Origin of the sequence: Streptomyces sp. NPDC046900 (assembly GCF_040644975.1) — a bacterium.
Taxonomy (GTDB): Bacteria; Actinomycetota; Actinomycetes; order Streptomycetales; family Streptomycetaceae; genus Streptomyces.
Genome location: NZ_JBEYXD010000014.1, coordinates 154,852 through 172,844 on the forward strand (window position 1 = coordinate 154,852; position 17,993 = coordinate 172,844).

16 protein-coding genes and 2 pseudogenes are annotated in these 17,993 nt (G+C 68.4%); 13 read left to right on the forward strand and 5 right to left on the reverse strand.

All coding sequences use genetic code 11. The features are described from left to right. Positions 1-83: 83 nt before the first annotated feature. The 7 genes and pseudogenes from ABZ904_RS17085 to ABZ904_RS17115 form a co-directional block, all read left to right on the forward strand. Complete coding sequence (locus ABZ904_RS17085; protein WP_361823936.1) at positions 84-1,382, forward strand: aromatic ring-hydroxylating dioxygenase subunit alpha; 1,299 nt, start codon at positions 84-86, stop codon at positions 1,380-1,382. Continuing rightward, the gene (locus ABZ904_RS17090) at positions 1,382-1,846 is read left to right on the forward strand and encodes an aromatic-ring-hydroxylating dioxygenase subunit beta (protein WP_361823938.1); all 465 of its coding nucleotides are present in this window, start codon (positions 1,382-1,384) and stop codon (positions 1,844-1,846) included. Before ABZ904_RS17085 ends, ABZ904_RS17090 begins: the two co-directional genes overlap by 1 nt. Further along, complete coding sequence (locus ABZ904_RS17095; RefSeq protein WP_361823941.1) at positions 1,843-2,817, forward strand: 4-hydroxythreonine-4-phosphate dehydrogenase PdxA; 975 nt, start codon at positions 1,843-1,845, stop codon at positions 2,815-2,817. Before ABZ904_RS17090 ends, ABZ904_RS17095 begins: the two co-directional genes overlap by 4 nt. A 1-nt stretch (position 2,818) precedes the next feature. Further along, a complete protein-coding gene (locus tag ABZ904_RS17100) occupies positions 2,819-3,826 on the forward strand; it encodes a 2Fe-2S iron-sulfur cluster-binding protein (protein WP_361823944.1) in 1,008 nt (335 codons plus the stop codon). 23 nt (positions 3,827-3,849) lie between these two features. Beyond that, positions 3,850-5,220 (forward strand): MFS transporter, encoded by a 1,371-nt coding sequence (locus ABZ904_RS17105; RefSeq protein WP_360990415.1) that lies wholly within the window; start codon positions 3,850-3,852, stop codon positions 5,218-5,220. Between the two features lie 366 nt (positions 5,221-5,586). Then, positions 5,587-5,866, forward strand: a pseudogene (locus tag ABZ904_RS17110) (transposase family protein); the annotation flags it as partial. Positions 5,867-5,896: 30 nt separating this feature from the next. Next, a pseudogene (locus tag ABZ904_RS17115) lies at positions 5,897-6,624 on the forward strand (diacylglycerol kinase family protein); the annotation flags it as partial. Between the two features lie 1,178 nt (positions 6,625-7,802). Here the strand turns inward: ABZ904_RS17115 and ABZ904_RS17120 are convergent. Then, positions 7,803-8,177, reverse strand: a complete 375-nt coding sequence (locus ABZ904_RS17120; protein WP_361823947.1) for a permease prefix domain 1-containing protein — start codon at positions 8,175-8,177, stop codon at positions 7,803-7,805. Continuing rightward, the gene (locus ABZ904_RS17125; RefSeq protein WP_359411105.1) at positions 8,159-8,497 is read right to left on the reverse strand and encodes a helix-turn-helix transcriptional regulator; all 339 of its coding nucleotides are present in this window, start codon (positions 8,495-8,497) and stop codon (positions 8,159-8,161) included. Before ABZ904_RS17125 ends, ABZ904_RS17120 begins: the two co-directional genes overlap by 19 nt. A gap of 61 nt (positions 8,498-8,558) precedes the next feature. Between ABZ904_RS17125 and ABZ904_RS17130 the strand changes: the two genes are divergently transcribed. Beyond that, positions 8,559-9,161 (forward strand): hypothetical protein, encoded by a 603-nt coding sequence (locus ABZ904_RS17130; RefSeq protein WP_361823950.1) that lies wholly within the window; start codon positions 8,559-8,561, stop codon positions 9,159-9,161. Positions 9,162-9,385: 224 nt separating this feature from the next. Here ABZ904_RS17130 and ABZ904_RS17135 read toward each other — a convergent pair whose 3' ends face one another. Beyond that, the gene (locus ABZ904_RS17135) at positions 9,386-10,855 is read right to left on the reverse strand and encodes a serine/threonine-protein kinase (protein WP_361823998.1); all 1,470 of its coding nucleotides are present in this window, start codon (positions 10,853-10,855) and stop codon (positions 9,386-9,388) included. Positions 10,856-11,016: 161 nt separating this feature from the next. Here ABZ904_RS17135 and ABZ904_RS17140 point away from each other — a divergent pair, with 161 nt between their 5' ends. Further along, positions 11,017-11,421: a SpoIIE family protein phosphatase gene (locus ABZ904_RS17140; RefSeq protein ID WP_361823953.1), complete on the forward strand. Its 405-nt coding sequence runs from the start codon at positions 11,017-11,019 to the stop codon at positions 11,419-11,421. Here ABZ904_RS17140 and ABZ904_RS17145 read toward each other — a convergent pair. Next, positions 11,369-11,803: a cupin domain-containing protein gene (locus tag ABZ904_RS17145; RefSeq protein ID WP_359409323.1), complete on the reverse strand. Its 435-nt coding sequence runs from the start codon at positions 11,801-11,803 to the stop codon at positions 11,369-11,371. The two genes, ABZ904_RS17140 and ABZ904_RS17145, sit on opposite strands and share 53 nt — an antisense overlap. A 723-nt stretch (positions 11,804-12,526) precedes the next feature. Between ABZ904_RS17145 and ABZ904_RS17150 the strand changes: the two genes are divergently transcribed. After that, the gene (locus ABZ904_RS17150) at positions 12,527-13,636 is read left to right on the forward strand and encodes a SpoIIE family protein phosphatase (RefSeq protein WP_361823956.1); all 1,110 of its coding nucleotides are present in this window, start codon (positions 12,527-12,529) and stop codon (positions 13,634-13,636) included. Between the two features lie 295 nt (positions 13,637-13,931). Continuing rightward, the gene (locus tag ABZ904_RS17155) at positions 13,932-15,029 is read left to right on the forward strand and encodes a PP2C family protein-serine/threonine phosphatase (RefSeq protein WP_359409329.1); all 1,098 of its coding nucleotides are present in this window, start codon (positions 13,932-13,934) and stop codon (positions 15,027-15,029) included. Between the two features lie 125 nt (positions 15,030-15,154). On the opposite strand, the gene ABZ904_RS17160 is transcribed toward ABZ904_RS17155, so the two are convergent. Then, positions 15,155-15,757 (reverse strand): TIGR03086 family metal-binding protein, encoded by a 603-nt coding sequence (locus ABZ904_RS17160; RefSeq protein ID WP_359409319.1) that lies wholly within the window; start codon positions 15,755-15,757, stop codon positions 15,155-15,157. A gap of 46 nt (positions 15,758-15,803) precedes the next feature. On the opposite strand from ABZ904_RS17160, the gene ABZ904_RS17165 reads away from it, so the two are divergent. Both ABZ904_RS17165 and ABZ904_RS17170 read left to right on the forward strand, forming a co-directional pair. Continuing rightward, positions 15,804-16,616, forward strand: a complete 813-nt coding sequence (locus ABZ904_RS17165; RefSeq protein WP_359409317.1) for an AraC family transcriptional regulator — start codon at positions 15,804-15,806, stop codon at positions 16,614-16,616. A 727-nt stretch (positions 16,617-17,343) separates the two neighbouring features. Beyond that, positions 17,344-17,649, forward strand: a complete 306-nt coding sequence (locus ABZ904_RS17170) for a hypothetical protein (RefSeq protein WP_360990433.1) — start codon at positions 17,344-17,346, stop codon at positions 17,647-17,649. The last annotated feature ends 344 nt before the right edge of the window (positions 17,650-17,993 follow it).

Below are 17,993 nucleotides of genomic sequence, written 5' to 3' on the forward strand. Positions count from 1 at the left end.
AAATCTACTGGCGAGGTGTTCGGAAAACAAGCATATGTTCGCATAGCGAACGAGAGCTGTCAAGCACTGCTGGAGGTGTACGCATGAGCGCACGGAACACGGGGGAGGGCGCTCCGGCGCCGGCCGGGATCGTGGAGCGCAGTTGGCCCGAGTCCCTGACCGAGGTGCCGTACTGGGTCTTCCAGGACGAGGACGTCTACCGGGCCGAGCAGGAGCGGATCTTCCACGGCCCGATGTGGAACTACCTCTGCCTCGAGGCCGAGCTGGCCGAACCGGGTGACTTCTGCGCCACCTTCATCGGCGAGCAGCCGGTGCTCGTGACCCGCGACCACGACGGCCAGATCTACGCCTTCGAGAACCGGTGCGCCCACCGCGGCTCGCTGATCGCCATGGAGCACTACGGCCACACCAAGGACTTCACCTGCGTCTACCACGCCTGGACGTACAACCTGCAGGGCGACCTCACCGGTGTCGCCTTCGAAGAAGGCATCAACGGCAAGGGCGGCATGTCGCCGGAGTTCTGCAAGGCCGCCCACAGCCCGCGGCGGCTGCGGCTGGCCAATGTGCACGGCCTGGTCTTCGGCAGCCTGGACAACGACGTGCCGGAGATCGAGGAGTACCTCGGCCAGGAGGTCCTCGACCGGATCGAGCGGGTCCTCGGCGGCCGCAAGCCGGTCGTGCTGGGCCGGTTCACCCAGAGCCTGCCGAACAACTGGAAGCTGTACATGGAGAACGTCAAGGACTCCTACCACGCCAGCATCCTGCACCTGTTCTTCACCACCTTCGGGCTCAACAAGCTGAACCAGAAGGGCGGCATCATCGTCTCGGAGAACGGCGGCCACCACGTGAGCTGGTCGGCCATCAACCGAGAGGCGGAGGCCGGGGAGCACTACAAGGACCAGAAGATCCGCTCCGACTCCGAGTACCAGCTCGAAGACCCGTCGCTGGTCGACAGCTTCAGCGAGGTCGGGGACGACATCACGCTGCAGATCCTCTCGGTCTCGCCCGGCTTCGTACTCCAGCAGATCCAGAACTCCGTCGCCGTACGCCAGGTACTGCCGACCGGGGTCGACTCCACCGACCTCCACTGGACCTACCTCGGCTTCGAGGACGACACCGAGGAGCAGCAGCTGATCCGCCTCAAGCAGTCCAACCTGGTCGGTCCGGCCGGATATGTCTCCATGGAGGACGGCGCCATCGGCGGCTTCGTGCAGCGTGGCATCGCCGGGGCGAGCAAGGAGTTCGCGACCGTCCAGATGGGCGGTGACCAGGCGGTCTCCAGCGAGAGCCGGGTCACCGAGGCTTCGATCCGCGGCTTTTGGAAGGTCTACCGCCAGGCCATGGGCTTCGCCGTCGGCGCGGGCAAGGGAGCGCAGGCCTGATGGATGCACACAACCTGATCAGCCGGGCCCAGGGGCACTATGTCCGCGCCATCGACGACGGTCCGATCGAGGACTGGCCGGAGTTCTTCGCCGACGACGCCTTCTACAAGGTCACCACGGCGGACAACCACCGGCGCGGGCTGCCGGCCGGGATCATCTGGGCGAACAACAAGGCGATGCTCAAAGACCGGGTCTCCGCGCTGAAGGAGGCCAACATCTACGAGCCGCACGCCTACCGGCACATGCTCGGCCAGCCTGCGGTACTGGAGGAGAGCGAGGCCGGCGCGACCAGCGAGACCTCGTTCCTGGTCATCCGCATCACCGGGAACGGGCCGACCGATGTGTTCGCCAGCGGCCGCTACCTCGACGAGTACGTCTTCGAGGACGGCAGGGCCCTGATCAAGAAGCGGATCGTGGTCTGCGACAGCTCCCGTACCGACACACTACTGGTGCTGCCGCTGTGACCGGGACGCCCCGGCTGCTGCTCACCACCGGCGATCCGAACGGGATCGGGCCGGAGATCGCGCTCGCGGCGGTCGCCGAGCTCGGTGACCGGGCGCCCGTCGTGGTGGGCGACCGTCATGTACTCGAACCGTATGCCGAGCGCGCGGGGCTCGCGCTGCGCGCGGCGCATCCGGGTGCGGCCGCCGAGCGCGGCGTGTGCGACCTGGTCGACGTCGGCGCCCTGGCCCCCGGTGACCTGGCGGTTGGTCAGGTCACCGCGCCCGCGGGCGCCGCCACCCTCACGTACGCCGCCGCAGCGGTACGGCTGGCGATGGACGGCAGTTACGCCGGTGTCGTCGCCTGCCCGCACTCGGAGACCGCCGTCCACCGGGCCGGGATTGCCTTCGCCGGCTACCCGCCGCTGATCGCGGAACTCACCGGCACCCCGCTCGACAAGGTCTTCCTGATGCTGGTCGGCGGCGGTCTGCGGATCGCGCACGTCACACTGCACGAGCGATTGCCCCACGCGCTGGCGCGGCTCACTCCCGAGCTGGTCACCGACGCCGGGCTGGCGCTGCACCGGGCGCTGCGGGCAGCCGGCATCGCCGATCCCCGGATCGGCGTCTTCGGGATCAATCCGCACGCCGGTGAGGACGGCCTGTTCGGCGACGACGACAAGCTGGTCACCGAGCCTGCGGTGGCCGCTCTCCGCGAGCGCGGCGTCACCGCCGAGGGCCCGATCGGAGCCGACATCCTGCTCGGCGGCGCCCGCGACCATGACGCGTACCTGGCGATGTACCACGATCAGGGGCACATCCCGGTCAAGGTCCTGGCCGGACGTACCGCGGCCGCGGTCACCATCGGTGCCGGTGCGCCGTTCTCCAGCGTGGGCCACGGTCCCGCCTTCGACATCGCCGGGCAGGGCAGTGCCGACCCGGGCGCCGTTCTCGCAGCTCTCCGGCTGCTCGATCCGACCGTTCAGGAGGGCTGAGATGACCTTCACCATCAGTGTCCGCGACTCTGATATCACCTTCGGCTGCGAGCCGGGGCAGAACGTCCTGGACGCCGCCGAGACGGCCGGCTGGGCGATTCCGTACTCCTGCCGCAAGGGCGTGTGCGACACCTGCCTCGGCTCGGTGACCGCAGGCCCGCTGGACATGCCAGGCAGCGGTTCCGTCTGCGGCCCGGCCGAGGTCCGGCTCTGCCGGGCGCGGCCGACGGGCGATATCGAGATCGCGCCGCGCCTGATCGCGGCACGGACCCCGCCCGTGCGCAAGCGGCTGACCACGACGGTGTACCGGCGCCGCCAGGTCGCCCCCGGCGTCACTGTTCTCGACCTGCGCTACCCGATCGGCCGGCGGACGCCCTTCCAGGCCGGCCAGTTCCTCAACGTCATCCTCGACGACGGCGATACCCGGTCGTACTCGCTGGCCAATGCGCCCCAGCACAACGACCTCGCCCAGCTGCATGTCCGGCACGAACCCAACGGCGTGTTCTCAGCCCGGATCCTGCAGCAGCTGGAGTTCCACGACACCGTGGAGATCGAGGCGCCCTTCGGCGAGTTCTTCGTCGAGGACGGCGAGGGGCCCCTCCTCCTGCTCGCCACCGGCACCGGGTTCGCACCCATGCGGTCGATCATCCTCGACCACATCGCCCGGCGCCTGACCCGCCCGGTCCACCTGTACTGGGGCGCCCGCACCATCGAGGATCTCTACGCCCGCACCACCCTCCAAGCCTGGACCCGGCGCTACCCATGGTTCCGGTTCACCCCCGTGCTCTCCCGGCCGCACACCGGCTGGGAAGGTGCCACCGGTTGGGTACAAGCAGCCGCGATCGCGAACTATCCCGACCTGAGCAGCCACCACATCTACGCCTGTGGCAGCGAAGCAATGACCCGAACTGCCGCCGAGGAGCTGGCGCGCGAGCGCGATGTGGCTCCCGACCGGTTCCACTCCGATGCGTTCGTCTCGGCCGTGGGAGCCCTCGCCGGCGTCGAGTAACCCTTCTTCATGTGGAGCACATTATGTTCGAAACCACTTCATCCCCGTCCGCCGCCGTATCCGGCCTGCGGGGGCCGCTTAAGCTTCCCGGCTTCATCGACGGGCGCCGCCTGGGCGGTTTCCAGCTGCGTACCGTGCTGCTGTGCGGGCTGGTCATGCTGCTCGACGGGTTCGACACCCAGGCGATCAACTACATGGCCCCGGCCATCACCCAGGACTGGGGTGTGTCCAAGGGCACCATGTCCACGATCTTCTCAGCCGCACTGGTCGGCCTGATGATCGGCTACCTGCTGCTGGCCCCGCTCTCCGACAAGTTCGGCCACAAGCGGCTGGTCGTGGCGGGAGTTGCGGTCTTCTCGCTCTCGACGCTGGTCTCGGTGTGGGTGCAGAGTCCCGACCAGCTCATGATCATGCGGGTGATCACCGGAATAGGCCTCGGCGCGGCTACCCCGAGCACCATCGCGCTCACCGCCGAGTACAGCCCCAAGCGGCTGCGGGCGAGCCTGGTTCTGGCGATCTACTGCGGTTTCTCACTCGGGTTCGTGGTCGCCAACTACGCCGCCGACTGGCTCATCCCCGCCCACGGCTGGCGCTCGGTCTTCGTCGCCGGCGCCGTGCTGCCCCTGGCCCTGCTCCTCGTACTGGTCTGGCAGCTGCCCGAGTCGATCTCCTACCTGCTGCGCCGCGGGGAAAACGCCAAGGCGTACGCTCTGTGCCGCCGGATCGACCGGACGCTGCCGGAGACGGACAAGGCGCAGGTCGAGGCGGAAAGCGCCGACCTTGGCAAGCGGGTCAAGGTCACCGAGCTGCTCTCCGGCCGCCAGCTGCTCGGCACGGTCCTGCTGTGGGTCGTCTTCGCGATCAACCTGGCGATGTTCTACGGCCTGCAGAGCTGGATGCCGACCATCCTTGCCGAGCGCGGCTACTCCGCCGGCACCCTGGCGACCGCCGCGTCCATGACGACCATCGGCGGCATCGTGATCGCCTTCGTGATCGGGCCCGCGATGGACCGGCTCGGCGCCTACGGCTCCCTGGGCACGCTCTACTTCGTCGGCTGCGGCTTCCTGGTCCTCATGGGCCTGGTGCTGGGCTCGCCGGTCTGGATGGTCCTGGCGGCGATCTTCCTGGTCGGCTGCGCCGTCAGCGGCGGCCAGAAGAGCGTCATCGCACTCGCTGCGGCCTTCTATCCCGAAGAAGTACGCTCCACCGGTGTCGGCTGGGCGCTGGGCATCGGCCGCGTCGGCGGAATCGTCGGCCCGATGATCGTCGGAGGCATGCTGGCCGGCGGCATGCGCCACGAGCAGCTGTTCATGATCCTCGCGGTCCCCACCGCGCTGTGCGGTCTGATCGTCCTGTACCTCGGACACCGCGCGAAGCAGCTCAAGGCGGCCTGATCCCGGAAACCGGCCCTGCGGGGGCCCGGGAGGCCGTGCTGGCCTGTGCCGTCCCCTGCACACGGGCCCGGGGGTTGCCCTCCCCAGCAGAGCCCGACACCGAAAGCGCCTCCGGCCTGCGGGAACAAGGAGACCGAAAGGCCTCGATCTCGCAGGCTGGGGGCACTTTCGGTATTGCTGACAGCCAAGCAGGTGCGGGCGCCGGGCGGCAGTGCAGGTGGCGCAGACAGGCCGGGGAGGAAATCCCGGAACTTTTCCGCCCGGCAGCGATGAGTTCCGGGCCGGGGGCTGTCTGATCCGGTCAAGCGATGGAGAGCGCGTACTAAAGGGTGTTGCAGAAGGCCGTGATCAAGGCATCTCTCGTATATGGGTGGGGTGTTGAGGGCTGAGCGGCTGTGGGTGGAGACGTTCACCGGCTTACGGGGCGATCAGTTCGGTCGGCTACTCAAAGCGGTCCGGGAGCGTGGTGGGAAGGGTGCGGGTGGGGCGGCCGTGGCGGCTGCCGCTGGCCGAATGCGTGCTGCTGGTGGCCGCGTACTACCGCACGAACCTCACCATGCGGCAGCACGCTCCACTATTCGGTGTCTCGCCCGCGACCGTGTGCCGGGTGATCCAGCGGCTCGGGCCGCTGCTCGCGCTCGAGCCGGCCCGGGCCTCCCAGGAGGCTGTCGAGCGGGTCGTCCCGGCCGGTACGCGCAACCACTTCGCCCTCGACCTCGGTCTCGACCGCAACGACCCGGCCACCGCCCTGGAGGCGCTCGCCGACGGCGTCGAGATCCGCGTCGACCTCGGATACGCGGCCGACCGGGTGTTCGTCAACAACGCCTCCTTCGGCACGTTTGCGGCCGTGGTCGGCGACCCGGCCTACCGGGACGACAAACTCCGCACGACCCTGCAGGCGCTGCCCGGCCTGCTCAGCGGCCCCGCCGCGCCGAGGCTGCGGATGCGGGCCGGGCACACCCGCGCCGACGGTCTGCAGGCACTGCTCGTCAGCAACAACCCGTACCGGCGCGCCGTCGACTCGGTGCACCCCGGCCGCCGGGAGCGACTCGACTCCGGAGAGTTGGGCGTCCTGTGCATACGCGTGGACAACTCCGCCCAGGCGGCCGGCCTGCTGTGCGGCCCCCCCTCGTCGGGCGTCACCCGGCTCACCGCGCCGGAAGTCGTTGTCGAGGGGATGCGGCCATGGTCCCGGCCGGCATCGACGGCGAGTCGGTTCTCCTGCCTGCCCCTGTCGTCTGCCGCATCGCACCAGGAGCACTGCGGGTCCGTGTGCCGTTCCTGCTCTCGACGTTCAGCGTCGGCGATCTACTGCCGAACCCGGGCGAGGGTGTAGGCCAACCAGGTCTCCAGGATGCGAAGGCGTGGCAGGCTCGGCGGCAGATCGTTCGCCCCGGACCATGATCGGTCCGGGGCCTTTGCCGTGGTGCCCCCGACAGGATTCGAACCTGCGACATCCGCTTTAGGAGTTCGATTTCAATCCGCTAGACGGTCGCGGTAACGCGCTTCTCCGGGACATCGAGTACCTGACGAATGCTGTTGAAATCCGGTTGCAGGCTTCCTCAGTTGAGGAGGAGCTGCAGGTCAGTAAGTGGACGGGACTCAACCCGCAGAGCGTCTTCTAAGCGCCCGGGCTTCTGACTCAGCTATGCGAAACAGCACGGAGTCGGTTGGTGAGCGTGGAAATCGGCCGCCCCAGTCGACACACGGTCGAGCGAGAGTGGGCCGTCCGCCCGGCGATGTTGCGGGCACGCGCTCGCACGAGTCCGCAGCCGCGCTTGCGATCAACCGATTCCCCCAGGCATCCCCCAACAGCATTAGGGTCTAGGAAACCCGCAGGTCACGGCAGGCGGGCGGAGCCCGCTGTAAATCTGCCGGCTCAGCCTTCCCAGGTTCGAATCCTGGCGCCGCCACACTCGGGAGTACCGGCCCCTGACCAGCAAGTTTGGTCAGAGGCCGGTCTCTTTTCTGACCCCTGCGGCTATCCGCCGCTCCCCGTGGTTCCCCGCCTCTTCGGGCACGCAGCGGGCACGGTTGATCGTGGCGCCCTAGACCCGCCGCGTCCCGCGTTCGGTCACACTTGTCAAGCGCAGCATGACCTTGATCACGCAGGAGCGCGCCGGTCTCACGCGCTCAGTGTTTCCTGGTGTCGCCAGGCAGTCCGGCCCACCACCGGGACCGCGGGCTAGGCGGGTGACGCACTCGCTTTCGAGTTCTGTTCCTGTTGGTCAGGACAGCGTTCGGCCTTGTCCACCCTCGTTCACCACGGCACTCCAGTCGGCAGGCTCGTACGTCCGTGAACGGCTACGGCCACCGATGAATGAGACCAAAACTGAGACCACGTCCTGTCCGTACTCTGGGTGCACGGCAGCAGATCAGGTCAGTCAGGTCGCTGTCCGCAGGTGCGGCAGTGCGCGCAAAGTGAGGGCGATCCGACAGAAGCTGGCGGTGGCGGCGAGCATCAGGGGCCAAGTCAGGGTCGGTGAGAGCAGGGCGAGTAAGGCCAGCGCGGTGGAGTCGAGGAGGATCACGCCGGTGCCGGCGGTGAGCGCGGCGGCTCTGATGCCTCGGTAGGGGCCGCGTCACGCGACGGTCAGCAGGCCGATGACGGGGAGCAGGGCCAGTGGGAGGGCCACGTGGGCGGCTGTGGGCATGGTCTGCCAGGCATGGGTGGTGACCAGGGCAGTGGCCCAGCAGGCGCCGACCAGGGGTCCGGTGGTCAGCAGGTGGCGGGTGAGTTGCCGTCCGGGGGTCCCGCGGGCGAACGCGGCGGTGAGCTGCTCGGGGGTGCCGAATTCGGAGATGGCCGCCCTTGCTGCGGCTTCGGCTTCGAGGCCCCGGTCGCGGTGATGGTCATAGGTCTCGGTGAGGCCATCGGCCAGTTCGGCGACGATGTCGGCGGGCAGCTGGCTGCGTAGGGTGTCGAGGTAGGCGTCGATCAGGCGGGGCGTGGCCATGGCCGACCTTCCAGGAGTGTCGTCATGAGGGTGGAGAACTCCTGCCAGCCCGATCGCTCTCCGCTCAAGGCGGTGCGGCCTGCTGGGGTGAGGGCATAGGTGCGGCGGGGCCGGGGTCCCTCGGTGTCCCAAGTGCCCGCGATCAGCCCCGATTGCTCCAGGCGACGCAGCGCCGGATAGATGGTGCCGGTGGGCAGGTCGATGCGGCCACCCGAGCCCTCCCGCAATGCCTCCATGACCGCGTAGCCGTGGCGGGGTCCGTCCTCCAACGTGGCCAGCAGCAGTCCGTCCAAGTGGCCCTTGAGTACTTCTGCCCTCATGCGTAGTGACGCTACTCGTCGGGGGCTTCTCACGCCAGGCAACCACGAGTAGCGTGGCCCGATGAGTAGCCTCACTACATATAGGGGGTCTGAGGTGGACGTGCTGGGTATCCACGTGCCGGAGACCTCGCCGGTCTTCCTCGCGTTCTTGGCGGTGCACGTGCTGGCGGCCTTGGCGGCTGTGATCGCCGGGGCGGGGGCGGCGTTGGTGCGACGTAAGAGTCGGGGACGGCACACGCGGTTCGGCGGGGTGTACTTTTGGGCGATCTGTGTGGTCTTCGCCTCCGCCACGGCACTGGCAGCAATGCGGCTGCGGGAGGACTACCACCTGTTCCTGATCGGCGCGGCGGCTTTCGCGGCGGCATACGTCGGGCGCCTGGCCCGCCGTCGGCACTGGTCCGGCGACCGGGCGCACATCATTGGCATGGGTGGCTCCTACGTCGCGATGCTCACCGCGTTCTACGTCGACAACGGGCACCAACTACCCCTGTGGGACCGGCTCCCGACTCCGGCCTACTGGCTACTGCCCGCGGCGGTGGGAGCGCCGCTGATCTGGCGCGCCACTCGCCGCGCCTCCGGCGCAGTCGTTAATGACGCTGGGCGCGGCGCAGACCAAGGACACCCGGGTGGCCGTCTCGTGAACCCTGAAGGCAAGCAATCTTGAAAACCGTCGTGGCGCGAGCCACCGTGGGTTCAAATCCCACACCCACCGCGCAGGTGGACGGCCCCTGACCAGGCGAAACGGTCAGGGGCCGTGCCGTTGCGAGATGCCCGCTCGTCACCGTGGTTCCCCGTGGTTTCCCGTGCGATCGGGCACGGGGGGGGGCACAGTCAGCTGCTGCGTCATCTGTGCCCTACGCCCTGTATGGCACTGCTCAGGCGCCGCCGTCAGCCGAGTAGGCCGCCGACGAGTAGGCCGCCGAGTAAGCCGCCGCTGTCGATTGTGGTGGGGCTGGGGCTGGGGCTGGAGGTGGGAGGGGAATCCGTGGACGAAGAAACCTTTTTCCCCTCAGCCGACTCGCTGCTGGTGGTTCCACCGCTCGTGAGGTCTGCGGGTGTAGCGGGGGGCTGCGAGGAGGTGGAGGTTGCCGTGATGGTCTTGAGGATGTCAGGGGCGTTGACGGGGTTGCCTGAAAGGTCAGAGACCGGGTCTTGAGCCGGTCTGGTCGGCAACGTACTTGTGCCGGGCCAGGTGGTAGTGCTGGCCGGGACGGTGGAGTCGTGTTGGCCGGAGGACTTCTCGCGCCAGGGCATGGTCTGCGCCACCGTGAGGGCCACCACGCCCAGGACCACAGTGAGCATGGCCGCCGTCACCGCAAGGACTTTCTTGCGGTTGGGGTGGCGCGGCTCGAACGGCACCGTCGGGGTTGCGGACGGTGAGGGCAAGGCATCGGCGGAGGTAGCAGATGACCCAGCGGCCCCGTCGCCGGCGGTCTCGCCATCGTCATGCCCCTGGTCCTGGCGCCGGAGCTGAGGGGGCGGGGCGTGGGTGAGGAGGGCCTGCGCTACCGCATCGGGGAGCCAGCCGGCCTCGGCGAGCACCTGGGTGGCAGTGGTGTGCCCATCACTCTCGCCGAGCGCTCGGGTCAGTGCTGCCACAAGGTCGGGTACGGTAGGCCGCTGGCCGGGGTCCTTGGCCAGGCACTGGCCGATCACGTCCAGGCTGGGCGGCACCCCGCCGAGGTCAGGCTCTTCGTACACGGCACGGAAGTTCACCGCGAGCGCAGAGCCGGTCCCGAAGGGGCTGCTTCCGGTGGCCGCGAAAGCCAGTACCGCACCCAAGGAAAACACGTCACTGGCCGGGCCAACCGTTTTTTCGGTCATCTGTTCGGGCGACATGAATCCGGGAGTCCCGGCCATCGTCCCGGTCTGGGTCAGGACACTCGCCCCGGCTACGGCTGAGATTCCGAAGTCGATCAGGCGTGGGCCATCAGCGGACAGCAGCACGTTCGACGGCTTCAGGTCCCGGTGGACGAGCCCGGCCCCGTGGATGGCCTCCAGTGCCTCGGCCAACCCCGCTCCCAGGGTCAGCACCGACCTCTGCGACCACGCCCCGTGGGTGCGCACCGCCGCCTCCAACGACATCCCCGGCACATACGCGGTGGCCAACCAGGCCGGGGATCCCTCGAGATCGGCATCCACCACCGCCGCAGTGAAGAACCCGGTCACCCGCCGGGCCGCCTCGACCTCCCTGGCGAACCGCCGCCGAAACCCCGTGTCCTCCAACAGCTCCGCCCGCACCACCTTCACGGCCACGGCGCGTCCGCTCGGGGAGCACCCTAGGTACACCCGGCCCATCCCACCCGCTCCCAGGCGCGCGACGATCCGGAACCGCCCTACCTGTCGCGGGTCTCCCACCTTCAGCTCTTTCAACGCTGCCCCCTTGCCGAGGCCGCACGATGGCCCGTGTCTGCTTCAACGCCGCGTATGCGTCTTCTGTCACACCACAGTCGCGCTCCGTTAGTAGCATGTTGCACCGTTGAGCGCATGGAACCTCTGGAAAACCCCTCAAATGAGGGATGGTCGGGTGTGTGATCGTCGCCAGGAGGCTCTGTAGGTGCCGTGGCGGCGGCCCCGGCCGTTGCCACGGCTTGCCGCTACCCCCAAGCAGGGGCGGGCCGGTCTTGGGAGTCGTGCCCGGTACCGAGTACCGCGAGGGGGCCTTCACCCTGGACGAGGACAGCGCGCTGGTCATGGTCACCGACGGTGTGGTCGAAGGGCCGGGCCTAACGCTGGACGCCGGACTCCACCAGACCCGGGGCACATCAGTCTCGATCAAACCCGGAACGGTTCAATGTCTTGTTCATGGCTGTCGTTGGGCGCCGGAATGCCGGGGGAGGCCGGCACGGAACCGCCTCCCCCCCCATGCGGTCAGGGGCGAGGCGCGCGACGATCCCGCCGCTGCTCGAGCTCCTCCGCGCTGACCGGGATGAGCATCGGTTGGCCGGGGGCGCAGAACATCGTCACGACGAATGCGGACTCGGCGTCGGCAAGGTTGTTGCCGTCCTGGTAGTGGATGACGTCGCCGCCCGGCTCCCAGAAGGTATCGCCGGCCTTGAGGACGCGCTGCGGCTCGCCCTCCAGCTCGAAGATCATCTCGCCCTTGAGGACATAGCCGTAGGCAGGGCCGGAGTGGCGGTGCGGCGGTGCTCCCTCGCAGCCCGGCGGGAGGGTGACCAGGAGCGTCATCGCCTCGGCACCCTCGGGTATCTGCGGTGCGCCGGGTACGGAGCCGATAACGTCGATCTGGGGCGGCGGTGTGGTCGCGTTGGGGTTCTCGATGTGGTGCGAGTGTTCGGCGCTCATGAGTGTCCTCGCTATTTGTAAATGGTTAAAACCCTCTGCGTCATAAGACACCGTGGAGTCGCGATCTGTGACAGCCCTCACCGCCGTCAGATGGCGACGACGATCCGAGGCCTGGACACCGGCCGTCGAACCCGACGACGAAACCCGCACGGCCTGTCCCCGCACATCTCCGCAGGCGGCACCTCGGCATCGAGGACGCTGGTGTGCTGCGCGCCTCCCTGGCGGCCGAGTCCGACACCACCAGGACGCTCGCGTGGCACGAAGCCGCCCACACCGCCTGGTTCGACGCCGCCCGCGAGCACGCCGCAACTGCCGAACGCGCCGACGGAGCAGCCGCGTTCGCGCAGCGGTACGCCGCTGCGGGGCATCTGTGGGGCGCCGTGGCGTCGAACAGCCGAAAGACCAGGCCACGGGCCATCTGCCGCGAGGTCTGTAAAGCTGCTGGACGGCCAGAGCGGGGGCGTATCCGGGCCGTCCGAGGGTGGTCAGCAGCAACTACAGTCCGTGGCGATGGCCCGCGCAGCCAGGCTCAAAGCTTCTCGGCCTGCTGACGGCCGGGCTCACCGTCTCTGCCACGGTCGGCGAGTCCAGCATCGCCTGAGCTCTGCACCCGATCATCGTTCGTGTGTAGCCGCCCTTGGGCCTACAACATCATGGAGCGAGCCGTGACTCCCCGCTCGTATCGTGAAAAGAGGCAGAGCTGCGGGGCAAGGCAGGGAAGTCATGAAGGTACCGGCGGTCGACTACGCGGCGGTGTTCCGGGCACTTCCCGGGGCGGTGGCGCTGGTGACTCCAGAGCTGATTTACGCGGACGCCAACGCGGAGTTCTTGCGCTTCCGGGGCGTCACCCGCGAGCAAGTGGTCGGTTGCTTCGTGCCCGAGGACCACCCCGAAAAGGACCCCAACGAGCCTCTCCTACTCAAAGTTCTGGCGTCACTGCGCCGCACGGCGGGCACAGGTGAGCGCAGCATCGTGGCGCTGCAGCGCTACGACACGGAGGACCCCGACCAGCCCGGAGTGTGGCAAGAGCGGTACTTCAACATGACCAACGTTCCCGTGCTCGGACCTGACGGGCGGGTGACGCTACTGCTGCACCGGGTGGAGGACGTCACCGAACTCATCCGCGCCCGTGAAGTCGCGCTGACCTTGCAAGAAGCCATGCTGCCCGCTCCCCGCCCGGTCGGCCGGCATCCGGCAGCCGTGCGCTACCGACCCGCGGCCGAGGCGCTGAATGTGGCCGGCGACTGGTACGACCTGGTCGACCTGCCCGGCGATCGCATCGCCGTCGCCGTCGGCGACGTCGTCGGCCACGGCCTACCCGCGGCCGGCGTCATGGGACAACTGCGTAGCGCCCTCACCGCCGCCTCCCTCGTCGCCGAGGGCCCCGCCCGCGCCCTGGAAGTCCTCGGGCTGTACGCCCGCACCGTCGACGGCGCCGAGAACACCACCGTGGCCACGGCATTCATCGACTGGGAGACCCGCACGATCACCTACAGCTGTGCCGGCCACCTGCCACCCGCGCTTATGCAGAGGGACGGAACCGTCGAGTTCCTGGACCAGGCCACCGACCCGCCACTGGCTGCCCGCCCTCAACACGGCCCCCGGATCCAGGCGGCCGCAGCGTTCCGCGAGGGCGCCGTCCTCGTGCTTTACACCGACGGTCTGATCGAACGCCGGGGCGAAGCCATCGACACGGGCCTCGCCCGGCTCGCCGCCTCCCTGGCCCGCCACCAGGCCGACGATCCCGAAGCCCTCGCCGACGCCGTACTCACCGAGCTGCTCCCATCCGGTGACGCCACCGACGACACCGCCCTGGTCATCGTGCGCCTGTGAACCCGGCCCGTTTGTACCTCGCCAACGGCATTGACTCGCTTGGACACGAGTGGCGGCACGTCACGGCGCCCCGGGCAGACCTGGGGCAGCGATGTTCTGCGACGGTGTTTCCACTGGTGGTAGGCAGGTAGCCGCGCGGTCTGTAGATGGGCTGGGTCGGTCTCCGCGCTGTCCAGGGCGGCGGGCTGGGGTGGAGCCGTGGGTTTCAGCGAGGCAGGCTTGTCGCATGAGGTCGCCCTTGCGATCACCCTCGGTGCCAGGAGCAGGCGGTCATAACCGGGTCCTCTTCACGCTGATGCAGTGCGTGCCCTTCTTGATCGCGCTGGCCGTGCTGGTCATCGAGCTCACGCCTGCGCATTTCATCTACACCGGTCCCTTTCTCACTGCGATGCCGGCCCTGGCGGCAGTGACGTTGGGGCCCAAGGGGACCACCGCGGCGGCGGCCCTCGCGTTGGCGATCAGTGTGACCACCGCGACGTACAACGGGGCGTGGGGCACTCTGCAGGTCTACAGCAACTTCCTGGCTCTGATCCTGGTTTCCGTGGCTGGGTTCATCACCAGCCGCGCCATGCAGGAGCGCAGGCAGAGAGAGCTAGACCAGGTCCGAAGCATCGCCGTGGCGGCCCAGGAAGTCGTGCTGCGGCCCGTGCCCGCGCACCTGGGCCCACTGCGGGCCGGCAGCCTGTGCCTCGCGGCTGGGACGGGGGCACGTGTGGGTGGTGATCTGTACGAGGCCGTGCAGACGCGGTACGGCGTCCGGATGATCGTCGGAGACGTCCGGGGCAAAGGACTGTCCGCAGTGCGAGCCGTCGCAGTGGCACTGGGCGCGTTCCGGGAAACCGTGCACTATGAGGACGACCTGGTAGAGGTCATGAACCGCTGCGCGGCTGCGCTGCGACGGGAAGTCGCCGTCCCGGGTGCATATGGTCAGGAGGTTCTGCTGGAAGGGTTCACCACGGCCCTCATCGCGCAGGTGCCGGACGAACCCGTGGTGCAGCTGGTCAACCGTGGACATCCACCACCGCTGCTGCTGCACCAGGGCAGAGCTTCACCACTCCTGCCGAGTTTGCCGTCGCCGCCTCTCGGCCTCGAGGACCTCATCACCGACCTCCCGGAGAAGCCTGAAAGCTATGCGTTCCTCCCCGGTGACCGTCTGCTGCTGTACACCGACGGTGTGATCGAGGCCCGCAACCGCGAAGGCGAATTCTTCGCTCTGCCGGAGGCCGTGGAGGGGTTGGGTGTCGGCTCGAGCCCACCGGAACTCCTGGAGCAACTGCACCAGGCGTTGATCCGTCACACAGGCGGCGACCTGGCGGACGATGTGGCGATGATCCTGGCCGACCGGTGCGACGGCCCACCAGAATCACGTTCCGGTGGGGCAGGCGTGGGGTGACCGTCGCGGGCGGCTGGGAATCCGCAGCTTGGTGGTCGTCCTCCGCGCGGAGTGTAAATCTGCCGTGGTGCCTCAGCCGGGCCGTCTCCGGGCCGTTCGAGGGTGCAGCGGCTGCTTGCGCCCCTTCACATGCGGTCGGCCGGGCGCTTCCATGACGGATCACGGCCAGCCAGTCCCAGAGCGCGGTCAAACAGCGGCGCGGTCGGCGGCACGCTGACCTCATGGCCGAACACCCCGTACTGCCTGGCCATCTCGGCCTTGCCGGCGATGTCCTCGTACAGCACTGCCGCGAGTTCGTCGTCCACGCTCAGCTTCTGCCCGGTGGCCACCGCCAGGTCCCAGCCGTGCAGCAGCCACTCGCCCAGCACGATCCCACCGATGAAGCGGGCCGGCATCCGCCCGCTCCCGGTCAGCGCCGTCTCGCCAGCCCATGCCTCCGGAGCACTCCAGACGGCGGCGGTCGCCGCCGACCGGGCGGCATACGCCTCGGCCCAATCCGGCTCCGCGGTGAAGTCATGCTCCTCCGCCACTTCGTTCGGAGCCTGCGGGGGGTGCTTCAGCCCCGCGGCGTGCCCCCGCACACCGGTGAAGAAGATCAGGTGATTCAGGAGCGAACCGACCTTCAGCTCCGGACAGGGTGTTCGCCCGTCGAACGCGTCCGGCCCGATCCCTCGGACGATGTCCACCGCCGATTCGGCGGCTCGGGCCATCACAGATCTCGTCTCCACGTCATCCCTTCCCCGCTTGCCGTCAGGCACGGTAGACAGGACGACGATGACGGGTATTGAACAAACGCGACAGCGGGCCATCCTCGACCCGCGCACCGCGGCTGAGCGGTTCCGACTCGACCACGAGCCGGCCCCAGCGGATCTGACCCCATTCGTGGACGGGTACTGGATCCTCCACTGGGAACTGACCGAACCACACCGGCAGCAAGTCCTCACTCACCCGGTGGTCCACCTCACCTTCACCACCGGCGGGCAGGCCCACATCACAGGCATCGTCAGCGACACGTTCACCCGAGAGATCTCTGGCACCGGCCGGGCACTCGGCCTGCGATTCCGACCCGGCGGCTTCCGCCCCTTCCTCACTGCCCCGGTGTCCACCCTCACCGACCGAGTCCTGGACATCGAAGAGATCTTCGGCCCGGCAGCGCGGGCAGCAGCAGACGCCATCATCACCGAACCCTGCGTGCCCACCGCGCTCCACCGCGCAGCCACGCTCCTGCGCGACTTCCGGCCCACGCCCGACCCTGTCATCGACAAGGCGGCCAGGCTGGTCGAAACGATCAGCACCGACCCTGCTGTTCTACGGGTGTCCCAGCTGGCCGCGATCGCCGACATGAGCGTGCGCCAGCTGCAGAGGCTGTTCGCCGAATACGTCGGCATCGGACCCAAGTGGGTGATCCGGCGAGCCCGCATGCAGGAAGCCGCCGCACGTGCGGCCACCGACCCGCAGGACTGGTCCGCTCTCGCCGCCGAACTGGGCTACGCCGATCAAGCACACTTCACCCGCGACTTCACCGCATCCATAGGCACCTCCCCGGCGAAGTACGCGTCTTCAGTGGGACGCCGGAACGACTCCTGAAGTACCCGACCCTGCCCCGTTCACATAGAGTTACGGAGTAGAAGTTGTCCGTGCCCCAGCCGTGCCCGAACTCCCTCAGCTGGTGGACAGCGCCCGCTGACTTAATGAAGGTCATGGACTCCGCCGACCTCAGTTACTGTCTGGGGGCCCGAGAGCCGGGCGCAGTGACGGGGGGCCGCCGCCGTGTCGATACGCGAGAACTTCGCCAAGCTCTTCAAGACCACGACCAAGACTCCTGACGGCGACCCGTTCGTGGTAGAGCGCCCGTGCCAATGCTCGCCGGAGTGGCCCGGCTTGGAGACGACGGCGAACGGGCACATGCTTCCGGCTCAGCCCTCCAGCCACTACAGCGTTCTCACGAACCCCGAGGTCGGTCCGTTCGTCGCACGCTGCACCGGTTGTCACGCTCGCTATCCCAACCCTTGGGTGATCCCGCAGGGCGCGCCGATGCCTTTCGACTGGGCTCGTGAGGCTCCGCCGACCGCGTAAGCGCCGAGCAGGCTCAGTATGGGGAGAGACGCACTCGCAGCCGGGAAGGCCGGGAGAAGGCCACGTGTGCCCCCTGCGTGCCCGATCGGACGGCCATAGGCGGGGAACAGCGGGGAACGTCGGCGAGTCGCTCGGAGACTCGCAGGTCAGCGTCTTGCCAGGTCAGCCCGATTCCAGTTACGCGATCTTCCAAACTAGGGTCCCCCCCCGCGCGTCATTCCACTGACAGGATCGGCTCATGACCGAATACGCCTGGCCCAACGATCCCTCCCCTGAACAAGTCCGCCGAGAGTGGTCAGCAACCGTGGCCGCGCTCCCCGTAGGCACCCGCATCACTGGTCAGGTCATCGGTCGCCGGCCCTTCGGAGTCTTCATTCGCATCGACGATGCGCCGAACGCGCTCGGGCTGGCAGATATTGGCTCCATGTCGTCCGGTGCAAGCCTTCCAGCGCTGGGAGCTCAGGTCAGTGGCGAGGTCGTTTGGCACACCGACCACAACCACCAGGTGAGGATCAGACTCAGCGAGTGGATCGATCACAACTGAGTCGGTTGTCGGTGCGCCTAGCCCCGGTTGGGGTGTTACAGCAGCGCGAGCCACGCGAATGTGCGCGTGGCGAGCAGTCGCTTTGAGGCGCAGCGATCATCGTGCAGGCGCCGCAGCGGGTCTTGCCATGTGGGGCAGGTGTGGGGCGACTGGTCGGTTCCAGCGCGCGAGTGCTGATCAAGCCGCGCCGCTGGCGCGGTCTGTAAAGCTGCTCGCTCATCCTCGACGTCCGGCGATGCGAAGCGAGTGAACCGCCACGGGACGGAGACGCCGCTGAGTGGGCGGACACCGATGCCGTGGGATCCGGGGCGGCCTGTTGCCGCCGACGCTCCCTCGCCCGTCTG